At 47.3% G+C, this 16,937-nt stretch carries 20 protein-coding genes; 15 read left to right on the forward strand and 5 right to left on the reverse strand.

Annotated elements, in window-relative coordinates:
• The first annotated feature begins 6 nt into the window (after positions 1-6).
• The 15 genes from Kalk_RS07675 to Kalk_RS07745 all read left to right on the forward strand — a co-directional run bounded on the left by Kalk_RS07675 (position 7) and on the right by Kalk_RS07745 (position 11,878).
• Positions 7-981, forward strand: a complete 975-nt coding sequence (locus Kalk_RS07675; RefSeq protein WP_101893635.1) for an acyl-CoA desaturase — start codon at positions 7-9, stop codon at positions 979-981.
• 105 nt (positions 982-1,086) lie between these two features.
• A complete protein-coding gene (locus Kalk_RS07680; RefSeq protein WP_101893636.1) occupies positions 1,087-1,761 on the forward strand; it encodes a hypothetical protein in 675 nt (224 codons plus the stop codon).
• Between the two features lie 104 nt (positions 1,762-1,865).
• On the forward strand, positions 1,866-2,462 hold the full coding sequence (locus tag Kalk_RS07685; protein ID WP_101893637.1) for a glutathione S-transferase family protein: 597 nt from the start codon (positions 1,866-1,868) through the stop codon (positions 2,460-2,462).
• A 142-nt stretch (positions 2,463-2,604) separates the two neighbouring features.
• Positions 2,605-2,931 carry a hypothetical protein gene (locus Kalk_RS07690; RefSeq protein WP_101893638.1) on the forward strand — a complete coding sequence of 109 codons (327 nt, stop codon included), beginning with the start codon at positions 2,605-2,607 and terminating at the stop codon, positions 2,929-2,931.
• Positions 2,932-2,938: 7 nt separating this feature from the next.
• Positions 2,939-3,106, forward strand: coding sequence for an IS3 family transposase (locus Kalk_RS21760; RefSeq protein ID WP_101893639.1), 168 nt, complete (start codon positions 2,939-2,941; stop codon positions 3,104-3,106).
• A 359-nt stretch (positions 3,107-3,465) separates the two neighbouring features.
• Entirely contained in the window at positions 3,466-5,238 is a 1,773-nt protein-coding gene (locus Kalk_RS07700; protein WP_101893640.1) for a hypothetical protein, read from the forward strand.
• Positions 5,239-5,927: 689 nt separating this feature from the next.
• Positions 5,928-6,236 carry a transposase gene (locus tag Kalk_RS07705; RefSeq protein ID WP_199767909.1) on the forward strand — a complete coding sequence of 103 codons (309 nt, stop codon included), beginning with the start codon at positions 5,928-5,930 and terminating at the stop codon, positions 6,234-6,236.
• Positions 6,233-7,099: an IS3 family transposase gene (locus Kalk_RS07710; protein ID WP_101893641.1), complete on the forward strand. Its 867-nt coding sequence runs from the start codon at positions 6,233-6,235 to the stop codon at positions 7,097-7,099. Before Kalk_RS07705 ends, Kalk_RS07710 begins: the two co-directional genes overlap by 4 nt.
• An 85-nt stretch (positions 7,100-7,184) precedes the next feature.
• Entirely contained in the window at positions 7,185-7,670 is a 486-nt protein-coding gene (locus tag Kalk_RS21765; protein WP_101893642.1) for a GFA family protein, read from the forward strand.
• 54 nt (positions 7,671-7,724) lie between these two features.
• Positions 7,725-8,171 carry an MAPEG family protein gene (locus tag Kalk_RS07720; RefSeq protein ID WP_101893643.1) on the forward strand — a complete coding sequence of 149 codons (447 nt, stop codon included), beginning with the start codon at positions 7,725-7,727 and terminating at the stop codon, positions 8,169-8,171.
• Positions 8,172-8,322: 151 nt separating this feature from the next.
• Complete coding sequence (locus Kalk_RS07725; protein WP_101893644.1) at positions 8,323-9,240, forward strand: alpha/beta fold hydrolase; 918 nt, start codon at positions 8,323-8,325, stop codon at positions 9,238-9,240.
• 97 nt (positions 9,241-9,337) lie between these two features.
• Positions 9,338-9,736 (forward strand): VOC family protein, encoded by a 399-nt coding sequence (locus tag Kalk_RS07730; RefSeq protein ID WP_101893645.1) that lies wholly within the window; start codon positions 9,338-9,340, stop codon positions 9,734-9,736.
• A 102-nt stretch (positions 9,737-9,838) separates the two neighbouring features.
• On the forward strand, positions 9,839-10,264 hold the full coding sequence (locus Kalk_RS07735) for a hypothetical protein (protein WP_101893646.1): 426 nt from the start codon (positions 9,839-9,841) through the stop codon (positions 10,262-10,264).
• A gap of 68 nt (positions 10,265-10,332) precedes the next feature.
• On the forward strand, positions 10,333-10,743 hold the full coding sequence (locus Kalk_RS07740) for a hypothetical protein (protein WP_101893647.1): 411 nt from the start codon (positions 10,333-10,335) through the stop codon (positions 10,741-10,743).
• A gap of 43 nt (positions 10,744-10,786) precedes the next feature.
• Positions 10,787-11,878, forward strand: coding sequence for a glutathione S-transferase family protein (locus Kalk_RS07745; protein WP_101893648.1), 1,092 nt, complete (start codon positions 10,787-10,789; stop codon positions 11,876-11,878).
• 65 nt (positions 11,879-11,943) lie between these two features.
• Here Kalk_RS07745 and Kalk_RS07750 read toward each other — a convergent pair whose 3' ends face one another.
• The 5 genes from Kalk_RS07750 to Kalk_RS07770 are packed head-to-tail and all read right to left on the reverse strand — an operon-like array spanning position 11,944 to position 16,911.
• Positions 11,944-13,146, reverse strand: a complete 1,203-nt coding sequence (locus Kalk_RS07750) for an acetyl-CoA C-acyltransferase (RefSeq protein ID WP_101893649.1) — start codon at positions 13,144-13,146, stop codon at positions 11,944-11,946.
• A gap of 36 nt (positions 13,147-13,182) precedes the next feature.
• Positions 13,183-13,641, reverse strand: a complete 459-nt coding sequence (locus Kalk_RS07755; RefSeq protein WP_101893650.1) for a MaoC family dehydratase — start codon at positions 13,639-13,641, stop codon at positions 13,183-13,185.
• A 34-nt stretch (positions 13,642-13,675) separates the two neighbouring features.
• On the reverse strand, positions 13,676-14,467 hold the full coding sequence (locus Kalk_RS07760; protein ID WP_101893651.1) for an SDR family oxidoreductase: 792 nt from the start codon (positions 14,465-14,467) through the stop codon (positions 13,676-13,678).
• Between the two features lie 39 nt (positions 14,468-14,506).
• On the reverse strand, positions 14,507-15,700 hold the full coding sequence (locus tag Kalk_RS07765; RefSeq protein ID WP_101893652.1) for an acyl-CoA dehydrogenase family protein: 1,194 nt from the start codon (positions 15,698-15,700) through the stop codon (positions 14,507-14,509).
• Complete coding sequence (locus Kalk_RS07770) at positions 15,697-16,911, reverse strand: acyl-CoA dehydrogenase family protein (protein ID WP_101893653.1); 1,215 nt, start codon at positions 16,909-16,911, stop codon at positions 15,697-15,699. Before Kalk_RS07770 ends, Kalk_RS07765 begins: the two co-directional genes overlap by 4 nt.
• Positions 16,912-16,937 lie beyond the last annotated feature (26 nt).

Raw genomic sequence — 16,937 nt, forward strand, 5'->3', positions numbered from 1 at the left:
AGCCTTATGGAGAATGACAGCGGAGTTCCAAGAATAGTTGAGGACGTCCTGACCGATGCTGACAACGGAAACGTGGTATGGGCGCCAGCGAAATCGGTATGGTTCATATCAAATGCGGTGATCGCATTGATTGGAGGTTATTTCTACTTTTCGTGGTCTGCATTGGCACTTTTTTTCGTGTTTACAGGTATAACCTTATGTTTAGGTCATTCTTTGGGGATGCATCGGAGACTGATCCACAATAGTTACAAATGTCCTTTGTGGCTTGAATATATCTTCGTGCATTTGGGTGTTCTAGTCGGCATGGCTGGACCCTTCGGTATGGTGCATCAACATGACCTGCGCGACTGGGCCCAAAGAAAGAAATCCTGTCACTCTTATCTCAGGCATGGGGAAGGATTTATTAAAGATGGTTGGTGGCAACTTAATTGCAATTTGCAATTAAGTAACCCACCGATTTTCAACCCAGAGGATCGGATTAAGCGAGATGCAGTGCTCTCTTTCATGGAACGGACATGGATGTTACAGCAACTGCCATGGGCTCTTCTGTTCTTTGCCATTGGGGGGCTTTCCTGGATTGTTTGGGGAGTTTGCGCACGTGTAACGATATCTGTTGCAGGGCACTGGTTAGTGGGATACTTCGCGCATAATCAAGGGCATCGAGACTGGCATGTTTCGGGTGCTGCTGTTCAAGGACACAACGTACCTTTCGCTGCGATACTTACGATGGGTGAATCTTGGCACAACAATCATCACGCATACCCTGGTTCCGCCGTTCTTGGAATTTATGAATATCAAGCTGATCCTGGGTGGTGGGTACTGAACGCCCTGCGAAATTTAGGGCTGGTTTGGGATATCGTCCTGCCAACGGATTTACCACATCGTACAGAGTTAGTTTCGATCAATGGTGAATTATCTAGCTTAGGCGAACTTAAAGGGCCAAAACCTTGTGGTGTGATCCGTACGTTTAGTGGCAGCTAGCAATCAGCAGCATAACTACGTACCGCCAATTTCTGGCCCGCTTTTCCGCTACGCTGGGCATCATAGTAATAATATCGCATCGGATATCTTTGAGGAAATATAAAAATGGATGCAGAAGAACAAACTACGTTAGTAGGTCGCTGGTTGATTAAGTTAAAGAACCATCCAGTGGTTGCTATATTGATTATGTTAAGCATTATCATTGTAGGGGTTAGCACGGTATTGGAATCAGCTGGAAATATCAATGATGTGATAACTTCTATTGTTAATGGTGGTGATTCCGCCAGGGAGGAAACATCCTCTTATATTGGTTCCGAAGCGGTTTCACAGGATGACCTTGTGCACCTTAAGAGCCCTGAACCCAGCACGACAGATTACTCCTTTGCTTCTGGGAGCCCAGCTAAAGGGACCGTTGAAATAGATGACGTAAAAGTTGAGTTAAAAACCACAAACTCAGTAGTATCTGGAGCATCTTTAAGAAATCAAATTAATCAATCGGCAAACCTAGAATTGCGTTTTTCAAAGCCTATTACAAGCATCAAAATGGCTATACAAAATCCGTTTTATACCAATGAGTCCATAATAGATAGCAACATAGGGTTTCCCGATAAAACCTACAACTCCAAGATCACTGTCGAGGATGGGAAAGGAATTTTATTACCTCCTTGGTCATCAGGGGTAGTCAAATGGACTAACATCGAAACGCAGGTGGTAAAGTTGCAGACTTCTTCGAATGGCGGTTTGGTGCAATTTAATTCTTTTGAGTTCACAACAAAATAGTGCATAGGTACTGAGATAGTCGATGGTTGAAACTGATGTTTTAAAATGTGCTTTCCGGTCACTCAACAAGGTAGTGTACGGTGTTAGATGCAATAGGGGGTTCTGTGAAAATCTACGGTGATATACAGTCTGGAAATTGTTACAAAGTTAAATTGCTATGCGCCTTATTGGATATTGAGCATCAATGGATTCATGTAGATATTCTTGCCGGTGAAACTAGAAATCCTGAATTTCTGGCTAAAAACCCGAACGGTAAAATCCCATTGCTTGAGTTACCCGATGGTCGTTGCCTTTCTGAATCCAACGCCATTCTAAACTTTTTGGCCTCTGATAGTGATTTACTTCCAAAGGACAACTTTCAACTTGCCAAAGTTCATCAATGGCAGTTCTTTGAGCAATACAGCCATGAGCCTTTTGTTGCAGTGGCACGTTTTATTGCTAAATATCTTGGGCTGCCAGAGGCTCGTCGTGCAGATTTTGAATCAAAACAAGAAGGTGGCAATAGGGCTCTTTCTGTTATGGAAACTCAACTAATGAAAACGCCATATTTAGTCGGTGACAAATTAACTACCGCTGACATAACCCTATATGGTTACACCCACGTAGCACATGAAGGCGGATTTGATCTTTCCAAATACCCAGCTATTCAATCATGGCTTGGTAGAATTGCATCTAACCCTAAGTATGTAGGTATGGAGTAAATTGAATTTAACAAGGGACAGCAACCGACAAAGCTTCTCTGACACCGTTCACGCCTTAGGACGCCCAAAGCTCCGCTTGGTACGCGGTTATGAGTGCCCAGCAAATCTACAATCGGCGTCGTCGGTTTATGGGGGTTCCGATATGCAATTCAACTCCATAGAAGGAGTTGATTACCTGCACCATAGCCTGACCAAGCATAACGTCGCGAATGACCTATTATGGCGTGACTTTGCTTCCGACCGGCCTAATGAGAAATGGACGACTGAGTTCACCTACATTTGGGTTAAAGGCCGATGGTTGCATTTGGCGATGGTAATGGACATGGCATTGAGCCAGCGAACCGCAGCGCCAGGCCTGATAGCTCATTCAGATCGCGGGGCACAGTATCGTTCACAGGTGTACATTGACTATCTACGAACCAGTGATATCAGCATCAATATGATGCCTAAAGGGTCACCGCAGGTATAATGCACCGATGGAATCATTCTTCAGTCGGCTTAAGGTTGAATTGATTTATCCAATGAATTATCGGACGATTGAGGAAACTAGGTCGGGCATATTTGCCTATGTCGAAGTCTTTTATAACCGCAAGAGCCAGCTTTCAACGAATGATGGCATGAGCCCTGTCGCATTTGAAGAGTAAGCAGCCTTGGCCGCAAAGTTAAGGTGTCTACTTTTCGTGGGGAGCACCACTTGAGTATGCAATACGCATGGGGGAAACATGAAATATCTTATATATAGTCTACTGCTAATATTCCTTGTTAATGTTAGTACCAATGCCCAACCCGTTCAGGATGGGAATCAGGATTTAATAATAGTACCTAAAGAATCTACGGCATGTGAATGGAACCCAAAGAGAGAACTTAAACCATCACCCGTACGGTGTGGACTGAATGATCTAGGTGCTCCAAATATTGGCATCTATGATTGTGGAAAGTCAGACAACTGTGAAGATCACTGTGTTTTTATTCAATGCCAAGTAATATAAGTCGGGGGGGGATCATGGCTTACGTTAATGAACATCTGCTGACGAAGAGCTCGATGGCACAAGTAATTATATGTGGTTTCATTTTAATGCTTACATTTTCTAGATGTTATGCTGAAGTAAGCCAGCCTATAACGTCTGCTGTGCCTGATGGTGACGAGATTGTCCAAATAGTTCCAACTCAATTTGAAACTATTTATATACCCCGATTGGGCCAACACATCGCGGTATACCAACAAAGCGCTAAGTCAAACATTATTTACATTCAACCATATTTGATTGTCGATACCAATCATCTTATAAACCAAAGGAAAGCTGAATGTGCGACTGCTTCCAACGCAACCAAGAAGAAGGAATTTAAGCTGTTATATCATACAGCGCAAAAGGATATTGTTAACGATGTATTAACGGAGATAAATAAGCTTCATCCTAATCGTAATTTCAAATCTGTTCATTCATGGCCTTATTTGTATATCGAGTTGTCGGCCTGGCACTATGAGAGTTCTGATGATGCATTCCCTAAGCAAAAGATCATTAGTTACTATCCAACTAGCGGATCCATCGGTGATCTAAGCAATGGTGCAGCTTCTCGTAATTTTCCACAATCTTTTAGTGAATCTCGACTCTTTGTGACGTGTAATGAGTTAGACAGCATTATAAAAACAAATGAATTCCAACTAAGGGTATTCACTCCCACCCAACTGACTACTACAGCCAGAATTGAGGCCATATTCGATGGCATCATGTCTTCAAAAGAGATTTCGGATTTATTTCGTGTTGAAAACCAAGATGGCTCAATCAAAACAACAACAAAATCTATAAGTGATTCAGGCTCAGTAACCTTCTCGCTTGATAAGCTTAACGGTGGCACAGGAAAATCGACGTCTAAAATTGATAATCAGTATGCAGACAGTCGAAAGCGTCTTGTTAATAGTCACGCGTTAAATGAAGCGATATCCAAATCTGTTCAAAACTTATCCATACAGCAATACGGTGATTTGTCGGGCCTTTATTCTATAGAAAAAGTTATTGCGTATATAAAAGGACAGCTTGAAAGTGTTTCTTCGCTAACCCCCGTAAAAATTCAAGATGGAAAAATGTTTCTTGGTGAGCAGAGTAGAACGCTTAGTAATGATGAGAAAATAACATTGGATAATTTCGGTTCGTTAATAGCGAGCGCTAATTTCAATTCCAAGAACGAAGCGACTATTCCTATAAAAGGTAAAAATGTAACGATTAAGAAAGATAATTCTGGTGACGTCACGATTACAGATGGTCGCGGAATCAAGTTCACGCAAGATTCGTCAAAAAGCTGGATTCCGACTTCCGTAGATATGTACATTGTTTCCGAAAACAACGTGTTGAATCTATTAAATTTCAATCAATCGACTGTAACTATCAAGGGTGGGAGATATCTGCAGTTTTGGAAAATTCCTGCCATAAAGACCCCACCGAAACCCAACTATTATGACGTATCAATGGATGAGTTTAAGAAGAACTTCACCGATGAAGTGACAAAGATTATTGTAAGCGAATCTTCAAAATTGGCGAGCAAGTTAGAGGATCTAAATAAAGGTATAGTTAAAGCCAATAGAATTCGGGCCCCTTTATCTATCTCTATTAGTGGTGCCGAGCATTTCAACACCAATGAAAGTGGACAAGTCTATGCTGACAAAGCCTGCAAAAATATAGGGTCTGGGTATCAAAGAGCGGTTAGCTATACTGTATCAACCACAACAGGCACATTTAAACGTAATACCATTTCAAGTGTGGTTTGCGTTGGTCAATAGGATGCTGAACTGTCTAATTTTATGTGTAGAAATCTAGTTTCGAATTAAAGCAACCCCCAAATATTGGAATCTTTATGATGCGCTCGGCAGGCTAAACATTAATATTCAAAGCACATAGCAAGTTTATCAACCTGGATGCAATTACCGTTTGGGGTTTGTGTTCAATGCGCTTACGATACAAAGCCGCTCCGACATTCGGTTTCGGTTACAAATGCTTTGTACGCCCGAACTTGTAGCACTGCAAAAATGATCAGAATTTAGGTATCCAAATGGAGCGACTACGACACCCAACCTACGCCAGAAATAGGCGAGTATTTTTCTTAGCATCAAGTGTGTTGCTTGCTACATTTTTGGCATGCGGCTTGGTTTTGCTTAACATTTATAATAGAACTCCCTCACTGGAAAACGCACTGACGGTCTCATTTCTATCTTTGCTCCTGCTGTTTTTTGTGGTTGCTTTCTTTGTCGATTGTAAGTGTAGGTGCATTACCTGTGGAGCGTGGCCAACCAAACATAGCAGCTCGATTGATGACGATAACAATAAGTTGTTTATTTGCAAATCGTGTGGGATCGAGTGGCATACTGGGAGTGAATAATAGGCTGTATTGGCTTAGGCGTTATGTATCCGTGTTACCCACAATTAGTAGACATCCTTTATAGTTAGACTAACCACTATGGAGGTGTCCGAGATGGCACGCAAGAAGACCCAAGCTTATACCGAAGAATTCCGCCGAGAAGCGGTAAACAGAGCCTCGAAAGACGGCATTACTACTGCTCAGGTTGCAAAAGAGCTAGGAGTGAGTGCCCAGCAGATCTATAACTGGCGTCGTCAGTTCACCCGTCTTTCTGATAAGCAGTTCAATACGGTAGATGGTGTTGATTATTCTAAGCAGGAGAGTGAAGAAACGCGTAGGCTACGTCGGGAAAACAAGAAGCTCAAAGAGGAGTTGGAATTCCTAAAAAAGGCAGCTGCGTACTTCGCGAACGACCAAAAGTGAAGTACGCCTTGATCAGTGAGTATACGGATCAGTATCCGGTCACTCTCATGTGCCGTGTTCTGAAGGTATCCAGATCCGGTTATTATCGGTGGCTGGAACGCCCTATTAGTGATCAAGCTCAGCGCCGGCTGGAGATGGAAGAGCTGATCAAAGACACCTACGAGGCTTTTGAGGCCATATACGGAGCGCCTAGATTGGCTAAAGAGCTGGCGGAGCTTGGTCATCCCTGTTCCGTCAATTATGTCGCTCAGATCATGTTTGAGCAGGGAATAAGGGCCTTGAATGGTAAAGGCTTCAAGTATCCCAGACATAGCCTGACGATGCATAATGTTTCGGACAACCTGCTGTGGCGTGACTTCTCTGCCTGCCAGCCAAACGAGAAATGGACGACCGATATCACCTATATCTGGGTCAAGGATCGTTGGTTGTACTTGGCGGTGGTGATGGATCTGTTCTCGCGCCGAATTGTGGGCTGGAGCCTGGATACCTCAATGACAGAGGCCCTGATATCCAAAGCCATGGATATGGCCCTGCGGCAAAGGGAGACCACACCAGGTCTGATCGTGCATTCCGATCGAGGCACCCAATACCGTTCGCAGGCGTACATTGATTATCTACGCGCTAACGAAATTAGCATCAGCATGAGTCGAAAGGGAAACTGCTGGGACAATGCACCAATGGAGTCGTTCTTTAGTCGGCTCAAGGTTGAATTGATCTACCCGAAGAATTACCGGACGATAGATGAGGCTCGATCGGGTATATTTGCCTATATCGAGATATTCTATAACCGTAAGAGAAGGCACTCAGCAAACGATGGGGTAAGCCCCGTTGAATATGAGGAAGCAGCTGCTATGGCTGCATAGTTAGAGTGTCTACTTTTTGTGGGGAACACCAGTATAAATCACGAGCCGGGTGTTTATAATTGAATATTAGTGTGGAGGGTGTCTCATGACGGACAGTGTACCGGTTACTTTAAAAGGGAGGTGTTCTTGCGGCGAGTCTGAATACGAACTAAAGCGTATGCCGATGTTTGTACACTGTTGTCACTGTACATGGTGCCAAAAGGAGACAGGTTCTGCGTTTGCGGTTAATGCGTTGATTGAATCCTCATACGTGTCTTTGGTCAAAGGTGAGGTGAATGAGATAGAGCTTCCGACCAACAGTGGTTCGGGTCAAAAGGTTATTCGTTGCAAGACATGCCAGGAAGCCTTATGGAGTTACTATGGGGCCGCAAGGGAGAAGGTGTCATTTGTAAGGGTCGGAACCTTGGATCAACCCGATTTATGTCCACCTGATATTCATATTTACACCTCGTCAAAGCAGAAGTGGGTTGTGCTGAAGGATGGGGATGCCGCAGTCGAGGCATTCTACAGCCGCAGTGAGTATTGGCCTCAAGACGCAATCGCTCGGTATAAAAATGCTAAGAATACCTAGCCTTCACTGGACTGCGCTGCATGGTTATGCAGGCATCATACAGAGGAACAAGTGATGAGTGAAATCACTCAAGGCGAAATACTATTGCCAGCGCTGACATTGGTTGGCTTGACGTTCATAGTTTTGTCGCAAATTCCATTTAGAAGGTTCAAGGCTGCTTTGGAAGGCAAGGTAACGCCCAAGGATTTCGAGCTGGGTGAATCCGATCGTGTACCAGAATTTGCCGCTCTTGCTAACAGGAACTATATGAATCTGTTGGAGCTGCCAGTAATATTTTACTTTGCATGCACTCTCCATTATTTGCTTGAATCAGTTGACATGAAAGTGCTTGTGTTGGCATGGACTTATGTAATCCTACGCATCCTGCATAGCGCAATACATCTTTCATACAATAATGTCATGCATCGTTTAATAGCGTTTGCATTAAGTAATTTCGTTTTAGCGGGCATGTGGTTTTTCCTGATCTCACCCATATTGGCAGTTGCGAGGCTGGATTCATAGCCAGCGACTGTGCTGCAAGCATTGTGCTTTCAACCATACCTAGTAAGTGGTTATGGAAAACATTCAAGTAATGAGAGATACATGACATCGATGCGCTTGGCCATCTCACCTATAGACTAAGCCTTATACTGGAACGCAGTAGGTACTACATATGAAGAAATGGATTTTTTCTATATTTGTTACAGCAATAGTCGGAATAGCGATATTTTTTGTTGAGTCTGACAAACATGTTTCTGTGAAAGAACATCACCGAGCAGACCCAGCTGATCGCTTTCACGAAGGTCAAACAGGGATTACCCGTTATCGCGTGTCTGGTGAAGGCAAAACAGTCATTCTAATTCATGCATTTAACGGATATTTAGAATCATGGGATCCTAATGTATCTGAACTGGTGAAAGCTGGGTTTAAAGTGGTAACTTATGATCTTTGGGGGCGGGGCTTATCTGATAGGCCGCTGATCAACTACGAATTGGCAGACTTTAGAATTCAGCTTCGTGAAATTGTAGAACTATCCGGTGGCGGTTCTGTATATCTGGTCGGTGCGTCATTCGGTAGCGTCGTCGCTGCTGATTATGCATTACATTATCCGGATCAGGTTAAGAAAGTCGTATTCATCGGCCCTGCTGGTTGGCCTGGGGACACTGGAAATGAGGATGCTTTTTTGGCACTGCCATTTTTTCCAGATATGATTTTTGGCCTTTTTGGCAGGCAAATAATTGAGCCGATTGTTGAAGCGTATCTGCATGATCCAAAAGCTCACCAATGGGCTATCGATCGCTGGTCTGAATATGCATCTCTCCCGTCTTTCGGAAGGGTTGCACTTCTTACAATGCGTAACTCTCCCGTTAGAGATTACACGGAGGGCTGGTCGGCTTTCGGAAGCCTAAATAAGCCTAATATTTTCATCTGGGGCAAACAAGATATAAGCTTTCCAGTTGAAAATTCCATTAAGGCTAAGCTACTTGTGCCGAACACAAAGCTGATCGAAGTTGAGGATGCAGCCCACTGGGTTAACATTGAGAACCCCAGGATCGTGAACGGCGCGATAATTGACTTTTTTGGTTTGTAAATTAAGTTAGGACAGGGAATCATTCTAGAAAACTTTTCTTACAAAAGTTGGACCTTTATGTAGAAGTCTTAGAGATCATCAGATAGAAGGAACTAAAGTGAAAGAAATTACCAGAATAAATCACGTTGGCATTCGCGTAGCCAGTCTCGAGGCTTCTCGTAAGTTCTATGAGAAGCTTGGCTTCGAATTCATTGCAGGGCCACTCGGGCCCGAGCCGGTGGCGATCATGGAGCACCCAACAGGGATTAATATAAATTTCATACTCAATACAAACTCTGACAAAACCGAAAACGTATTGATGGATATACCAGTAAAGCATTCAGGCTATACTCACATGGCCCTGGAGGTAACCTGCCTAGATAAGGTAAAAACTCAATTAGAACAACACGGCATTGAGATCACAGGTGGCCCAATTGTTTTACCTGATGGTGCAACGTTTATCTTTGTTAGAGACCCTGATCGCAATGTTATTGAATTTCATAAGCCTGGGAAATGAGCCAACAGCAAGAAATTAAGCTTATAACCATTACCCAAGCGGTGACTATGACATTTTTTTGGGTAGATTAACGGTACAAACTCACATGGAAGTAATATTAAGATGAAAATGAAACTGGCGTTGTTTTGTTATAGTTTTAACGTAATCGGACTTTTCATATTCGGTTTGATTTATACCTTCAGCGGCGAATTTCTGCCGTTTCACTCAGATGCCATCCAGATGTCGTGGGATGACCTTAGCTCACCTCAGCAAACGCTTTATCTTGGCATGATGCGAACAGAAGGCGCAGGCCTGCTTGCTTCAGCAATAGCCATTGCGGCTCTATTGATGTTCCCATTTAGAAAGCGAGAGGTTTGGAGCTACTGGGCAATGACTTTAATTGGAGTGGTAGAAAATGTTCCAAGCATGCTGGGGGCTTACTACACATCACTAGCTACGCCAGCATCTTCGCCCTGGCAGCTTAATCTTTTGGGTATTGTCTTACTTGTATTGGGTCTGGCTTTCGCTTTAGGGGATAGAAAGAGGTAAATTCACCCATGAATTCTGGCTCCTAAATTTCAATTTCTAATCCTCTGTCATGAACAAGGAATTTTCTGATGCTATCTAAAGCACTCATTACTGTATGTGTTCTATTTTACGCAGTGGGCAGCCCTATAGTTGAGGTAAACAGCTCCCACGTCTTTAATCCAGACTGGACTCCACACGTACGCATTCATGAAGTTTGGCAATTGATTACAAATTCCAGCATCGGTTTCATTGTTTTGTGGCTTATCTGGATAGAGAAAAGAGTTGTGCTTGGGGCAGCAATCAGCCTGGCAGTGATGGGTAGTTTTATAGTAGCGTACGCATTACAGGATCTTTATGGCGGTAGCATGAAATTTTTGAACGGAAGTGAAAACTTGGTTTTTGGCATTAATTTTGGTTTGCTGGTTTCATCTTCAATCGTTATCACGTTGCTTCTTGCCATTTATATAGAAACGAAGACGCAGACAAAACCAAGTGCGTAAAGATGCATGCTTAACTTAACCAATCGATTGATAGGCTGAGCGAATGAACAAACTAATCGGCACCGAAGTTTCTCTCTATACCGGCAAGCTTCGTTGCTACCTCAAATACAAAAACATCCCTTTCGAAGATGTGCTCTCGACCAACAATGTTTACAAGAACATCATTATTCCCCGAACAGGAGTACAGTATATACCGGTTCTGATCACCGATGATGACGTGGCGCTTCAGGATACCACCGAAATCATTGACTATTTAGAATCACAGTATCCTGACGCTTCGATCTACCCTGAAACGCCGATTCAGAAGCTTGTGGCGTTGCTGCTTGAAATCTATGGCGATGAGTGGCTGGTGATCCCGGCCATGCATTATCGCTGGAGTTTTGACGAGAATGTGCAGTTTGCCTGGCAGGAGTTTGGCCGCACGGCGGTGCCTGATCTAAGTGCAGAGCAACAGTTTGAGGTGGGCAAGAAAATGGCCGAACCTTTTAAGGGTGCCTTACCTCGCTTAGGCATATGCGAGGCAACCATACCAGCGATTGAGGCCAGCTATCTAGCCTTACTTTCCGATCTGGATGCACACTTCTCTAACTATGATTATTTGCTGGGCCCGCGCCCAAGCATTGGCGACTTCGGCCTTGTCGGGCCTCTTTATGCGCATTTGTATCGAGACCCTTACTCGGGCCGCTTAATGCAAGATAACGCACCAAACGTTGTCACCTGGATCGAGCGCATGATCAACCCTGCGCCGAATACCGGTGCATTTCTGGCAGACGATCAAATACCTGAAACACTCTTACCTGTGCTGGCGCGCATGATTAAAGAACAAGGTAGCGTGATAATGCAGACAATCGATCAAGTCAAAGCCTGGGCAGATACACATGACGACAATGAAATACATCGTGCTATCGGCAAAGTGACATTCGATATCGAAGGGGTTCAGTCGACGCGCCTTACATTCCCCTATATGCAGTGGATGTGGCAGCGAGCAGTGGATTTCTATCAGGGCTTAGGTGTAACGGCGCAAAACGATGTGAATGCAGTCATAACGAAAATAGAGGGCCTGCAGGAATTGTTGAACTACCCCATACCTCAACGTGTTCGGCGGCGGCAGAATAAGGTTGTGCTCGATCGTTGAGGAGGTAAACGAGCCCGCTGGATTAGAGAGGTATCAACCTAGATATCCAGTGGGCTCAGCCCCAATCAATAGACCTCAAATAACCCCGCAGCACCCATACCACCACCAATACACATGGTGATCACCACATATTTCGCGCCCTGGCGCTTACCTTCCAGCAGGGCATGGCCCACCATGCGGGCACCGCTCATGCCAAAGGGATGGCCGATGGAGATGGCGCCACCGTTAACGTTCATTTTGGCCGGATCGATTTCCAGTTTCTGTTGGCAGTACAGCACCTGTGAGGCAAAGGCTTCGTTCAGCTCCCACAGGCCTATGTCGTCCACAGTCAGGCCGTGGCGCGCCAGCAGTTTTGGCACGGCAAACACCGGCCCGATGCCCATCTCATCCGCCTTGCAACCGGCTACGGCCACACCACGGTAGGCACCCAGGGGTTGCAAGCCCAGTTGCTCAGCCATTTTACTGTCCATCAGCAAGGATGCCGACGCACCATCGGATAGCTGAGATGCATTACCGGCGGTTATGAATTTGCCTTGCTTAACCCAGTTTCCATCCTTCCATACTGGTTCCAGTGCGGTGAGGCTTTCCAGTGTGGTGCCGGGGCGATTGCATTCATCCTGAGTGATGGTCACTTCTTCAAAGCTGGTTTCTTTGGTTTCTTTGTTGAAGTTGGCCTTGTTCACGGTCATGGCAATGATTTCATCGGCAAACAGGTTGTTTTGTTGTGCCGCTGCGGTGCGCTGCTGGCTCAGCAGTGAATATTCATCCTGCGCCTGGCGCGAGATGTCATAACGCTCCGCCACGATTTCGGCGGTTTCGATCATGGGAATGTAGGCCGTTGGATCGATACCCAGTACGGTTTTAGATACGCTGCGATAGGTGTTTTTGTGTTTGTTCTGGGTGAGGGAGATGGATTCCACACCGCCGCCAATGCCAACATCGTATTCGTTGCACATGATGGCTTTGGCCACCGTGGCAATGGACATCAAACCTGAGGAGCACTGGCGCTCAATGGCCATGCCTGCAGTGGTTTCTGGCAAGCCACCAGCCACGGCGCACAGGCGGCCAAGGTTATAGGCTTGGGTGCCTTGTTGGGCTGCCGCGCCGAACACGCAATCTTCCACCAGGGCAGGATCGATACCGGCTTTGGCCACCACGGCATTCACGGTGGCACCACCCAATGCGGGGGCTTCGGTATCATTAAAGGCGCCGCGGAATGATTTGGCCAGGGCAGTTCGGGCGGTTGAGACGATAACAGCTTCACGCATGGGAAATTCCTGTGTTTATGTTAAATGGGATTCTGTTTAAGCAGGGTAGTAGCGGGAAATGGTATCCACCACACAGGCGGGCCGGTCTTCCCCTTCGATTTCCACGGTGACGCGGATCACCGCCTGCACCGCATTTTTTATCTGTTCTACGGCAATCAGTTCGCCCACACCGCGCACTCGGGAGTTCACTTTAACCGGGGCGGGAAAGCGCAGTTTGTCCGAGCCGTAGTTCACGCCCATGCTGATGCCTTGCACATCCACAATCTGAGGCAAGAACATATTTACTAATGACAGGGTGAGATAACCGTGGGCAATGGTGCAGCCAAAGCTACCCTGCTTGGCTTTTTCTGGATCCACATGAATCCACTGATGATCACCGGTGGCATCGGCAAACAGGTTGATGCGTGCCTGATCGATGGTAAGCCATTCACTGCTACCCAGGTTCTGGCCCACGGCGGCTTCCAGATCGAGGGGGGATTTAAATACGGTGGTCACAATGATCTCTCCTACTGTTTATCGGTTGCCGTGCTTAAGCGTGCTGGCTGGAGCAGGACAGGATTTCCCCGGTCATGTAACTGGAATAATCCGATGCCAGGAACATCATGATGTTGGCGATCTCCCAGGTTTCGGCACCACGGCCATAGGCTTCACGCCCTTCCAGTTCTGCCAATAGTTCCGGCGGCGCGGATTTTTTCAGCATGGGGTGTACCGCCAGCGAGGGCGATACGGCATTGATGCGCACACCGAATTCGGCGGCCTCCAACGCGGCACATCGGGTCAGGGCCATTACCCCGGCTTTGGCAGCCGCGTAGTGGCTTTGTTCTTTCTGCGCACGCCAACCCAACACTGAGGCGTTGTTAACAATCACGCCGCCCTGCCCTCTTGCCTTCATGGTGCGCATCATGGCGCGGGTCATGCGCATGGTGCCGTTTAAGGTAACATCGATCACCTTGAACCACTCATCGTCGTCCATGTCCACCAGGGTGCAGCTGGTGCCCAGCCCGGCGTTGTTGATCAGCACATCCACGCCATTTAATTGCTGTTCGGCAAAGGCAATCAGTGCCTGCACGTCTTCTTCGTGGGCCACGTTGCCCACTTTGCCATACACGGCATCCAGGCCGGTTTCGTCTTTTAGCTTTTGCACGGATTGTTGCAGGCGGCCTTCGTGGATATCACTCAGCACGATGCCGCGGCAACCTTCCTCCACGGCCTTTTTAGCGGCCGCAAAACCGATACCGGCACCGGCGGCGGCAGTAATCAGTACGGATTTGCCCGCCAGTAATTGGTGGCCTGGCACGTAACTTGGGTTATGAATGTCCATGGGTTCTCCTACTGAATTCCTGTTTTTATAAGCGCGTTGTTAAGGGCGCGGCTCTTTGGGCATACCCAAACCGCGCTCGGCAATGATGTTGCGCTGGATCTGATTGGTGCCGCCGTAAATGGTATCCGAGCGCACAAACAGGTACATGGCCTGCAGGCGGCTCAGTTGATAGGGTGCCGCTTCCAATATCTGGCTTTGTGGGCCCAACACATCCATGGCCAGTTCACCCAGCTCCCGGTGCCAACTGGCCCAGAATAATTTGTAGATTAGGGCCTCTTTTTGCAGCGATCCATCGCCACCGGACTGGCCTGACAGCATGCGCATGGCGTTGTAGCGCATAATCTTCAGTTCGGTATGGGCCTTGGCAATGCGCTGGCGTAATGCTGGATCCTGTGCCGCTCCATTGCCTTTAGCGATTTTTAAAATCTCATTAAACTCATTCTGGAACTGCATTTGTTGGCCAAGCGTGGAGACTCCCCGCTCAAAGCCCAGCAATCCCATGGCCACCTTCCAGCCATCACCGGGGGCACCTACGATGTCATCGGCTGCACAAACTGCATCGTCAAAAAACACTTCGTTGAATTCACTGGTGCCGGTCATTTGCTGGATCGGGCGCACTTCTATACCGGGCTGAACCATCTTCACCAGAAAAAAGCCCAAGCCTTTGTGGGCTTTGGATTCAGGATCGGTGCGGGCCAGCACAAAACAGTAGTCCGCCTCCTGCGCCAGCGAGGTCCAGACTTTTTGGCCGTTGATCACCCACTGTTGCTTGGATTCATCAAAACGGGCTTTGGTTTTAACGTTAGCCAGATCAGAACCGGCACCGGGTTCGGAATAACCCTGGCACCACAGTTCTTTGCCACTCACAATGCCCGGCAGATACTTTTGCTTTTGTGCATCGCTGCCAAAGGCCATGATGGTAGGCCCCGCCAGACCTTCACCGATATGCCCCACCCGACCGGGGCCACCGGCGCGGGCATATTCCTCGAAAAAGATTACCTGCTGTTCGATGGAGCAGCCACGGCCACCATATTGTTTGGGCCAGCCTACACAGGTCCAACCGCCTTGGGCCATGCGCTGTTCCCAGGCGTGACGTTCATGATGGTACATGTGTTCATCACCGGGGCCGCCCCGATAGCGGATGGCTTCAAATTCGCCTTGCAGGTTCTGCTGCAACCAACTTGCGACTTCCTCACGAAACTGCTCGTCTGCGGCGCTGAAACTTAATTTCATAACACGCCCTCCCCGTCCAGCAGCAACGCTGCCAACCGCTCCCGATGCCAGGCACCGGTTCCCAAGTACTGTTCTGAAGCTTTCGCGCGTTTGAAATAAAGGTGCACGTCGTACTCCCAGGTAAAGCCCACGCCGCCATGGATTTGAATGGCCTCCCCCGCATTTTTAAAAAACGCATCAGAGCAATAGGCCTTGGCTACGCTGGCGGCCTCCTGCAATGCCACTAAGTCCACCGCCGTACCGGCCTGAATGGCCTGTAATGCTTCTTCGGCTACACAGGCGGCGTAGTACACACCGGAGCGGGCCACTTCTACCCTTAGCATCATGTCCGCCGCTTTGTGTTTGATGGCTTGAAACCCCGCAATGGCGCGGCCGAACTGGTTGCGCTCTTTAGTGTAGGCAACTGTCATATCCAACAATTGTTGCGCGCCGCCCATCTGCTCTGCAGCCAAAGCAACGGTAGCCAGATCTAACACCATAGCCAGCGCGTCGCCAGACTGCGACTGCGCACCCAGCAGGGCTGAATTCGGCACTACCACGTCGGTGACACTGATACGCGCCCACTTTCTGGTTTGATCCATGGTGGGAAGCAATTCACGTTTGATGCCAGGGCTGTTGGCGTCAGCAACAAACAGGCTGATGCCGTGATGCCCCTGGCTTGCAGCGCCCTTAGTTGCTGCATCGCGCGCGGCCAATATCAGATAATCAGCAGAAGCACCATCAATGACAAATTCATAGTGTCCGTTAAGCAGATATCCATCGCCTTTGGCTTCAAAAGTAGCATCCACGGTGGCCACATCCCAGCGGCCACCGTAACCAGCTGCTGCCTCACCGGCAAACGCCAGCGTGGCGGTTTTGCCAGCGCAGAATTGAGGTAACAGTCGTTGTTTCTGTTCAGCAGTGCCAGCCACCAATACGGCATTGATCGCCATGCATACGGAAGCATAATAAGGGGAGCAGAAAAGATAACGCCCCATCTGCTCTTGCATGGCAACGAGCTCTACATAGCCCAGCCCCATGCCACCGTAGTCCTCAGGAGTGTGAATGGCTTGCCAATACAGATCTGAGCACACGGTCTGCCATAGGGCAGGATCGTAGCCGCGATCGGTAACCATAACATCACGTATGGCCGCGCTGGTGGAGACTTCCTGCAGAAAGGATTCCGCGGTGTCGCGAATCATGTTCTGCTCGTCAGTAAACACAAACTCCATAGCGGTTCTTTACTCCTGAACTCGAA

The organism is Ketobacter alkanivorans (genome assembly GCF_002863865.1).
GTDB classification, from domain to species: Bacteria; Pseudomonadota; Gammaproteobacteria; order Pseudomonadales; family Ketobacteraceae; genus Ketobacter; species Ketobacter alkanivorans.